General features: G+C 65.7%; 3 protein-coding genes. All 3 read right to left on the bottom strand.

The genetic code is table 11. The annotated features are described in order from the left end of the window. Positions 1-67: 67 nt before the first annotated feature. Positions 68-370, bottom strand: a complete 303-nt coding sequence (locus VA603_RS12410) for a hypothetical protein (RefSeq protein WP_132862391.1) — start codon at positions 368-370, stop codon at positions 68-70. A gap of 190 nt (positions 371-560) precedes the next feature. After that, entirely contained in the window at positions 561-782 is a 222-nt protein-coding gene (locus VA603_RS12405; protein ID WP_192288283.1) for a hypothetical protein, read from the bottom strand. Between the two features lie 81 nt (positions 783-863). Then, positions 864-1,333 (bottom strand): hypothetical protein (locus VA603_RS12400; RefSeq protein WP_323439031.1); only part of this gene is annotated, 470 nt, incomplete at its 5' end.

Here is a 1,333-nt window from a genome sequence, read left to right as displayed (position 1 = left end):
CTTCATGGGCCGCCTGGGTGCTTCATGGGAAGGGAAAGCAGAGCATGCGCGCGGTGATGGGCGCGTGTCATGCGAATCCGGGTGCGCGCATGACCGCCGCGATGCTGCTGCGATCACTGCGCAGGCGCGTCGCATTCAGTTGCGGGAAGCGGCCGATGATGCGGCTGGCTTCGTCCCAGTGGTCTTCCAGCGATGCATCGTCGATGGGCGCGAACACCGCCGGCGCGTCGCCGAAGCGGAACTCGATGCCACGCGCGGGGGCGAACCGGCGCGTGATGATGGTGGGCACCCGGCCATGCCGGAGGTGCCAGACCAGCTCGTCGATCACCGTGTTCCAGGCTTCGTTCTCAAGCTCGTTGATCCATTCCATGCACACCGCCGCCCGAACAGCGCCGTGCCCCGGGGGAGCCGACGTGAGTGAAGGGTCAGGCGAGCCATGGCCAACCACCGAATTCCAAGCCGAAGCCGCCCGGTCTGTGTTGCGCAAAGCGAGCCGATCATGCCACACCCGGTAGTGCCGGGCCACGCTCGGCGCCACCCCATCGGTGGCCATCCCTGCGTCACCGCAGCGGCTCCCCCTTCAGCCAGCAGACCACGAGCAACAGCAGGATAATGCCCCCCGTCGCTCCCATGAACGGGCCTGGGGCCCGGGTCGGCGGCACCACGAAGAACAGTGCAGCCAACGAGGCGAAGGTGATGCCGTACGCCAGCCAGCCTTGCCATCTCAGTGGCCATCCCCAGCCATGTTGCTTGGCCTCGAACCAGTACCGTTCATTGCGCATGTCGTTTCCGATCTCCAAGAGTAGGGCGATCAACCGGGGCTATTGTTGCCCGCGTTGTTTCAGGAAGTGCAGCGGCTTCCACTACCAGACCAGTAGCATGCCGTCGGGCCAGTCCCCGGACCAGCCGCACGGGAAATGCCCGGCGCGATACACCTGGAGCAGCTGGAGGAAGAACGTCGGGCGCCCGGAGCAGTCCCGATACGCGTGTTCCATCACGGCGGCCAGGACATCCCAGGAGACGGCGTCCGTGAACGCCTTGCCAAGCCCCTGTTGCTCTGCGAACGGGCGCCAGATCAGATCGCACACCGGCGCATCGATGCGCGACTTCGCAGCGGCGGCGATGTGGTTCCATTGCTGGTACGCATCACGATGACGCGTATGCAGGAACTCCGTCAGCCGGTTCCTGGCCTCGAGGGTGACGTCCTCCCACGCTTGGTCACTGCACAGGCTGAGGGCCTGTGACCAGCCCGAGACCTGCGCGACGGGAAAGGGCAGTGACTGCGGGAGTGGCTGCCCGCAGGACTGGAACCAACGGATGTCTTCGAGTTCCC

The organism is Stenotrophomonas capsici, assembly GCF_034961085.1.
GTDB lineage: Bacteria > Pseudomonadota > Gammaproteobacteria > Xanthomonadales > Xanthomonadaceae > Stenotrophomonas > Stenotrophomonas capsici.
The sequence above is the reverse complement of the archived record's forward strand: the minus strand, read 5'-3'. Positions and strand labels throughout refer to the sequence as shown.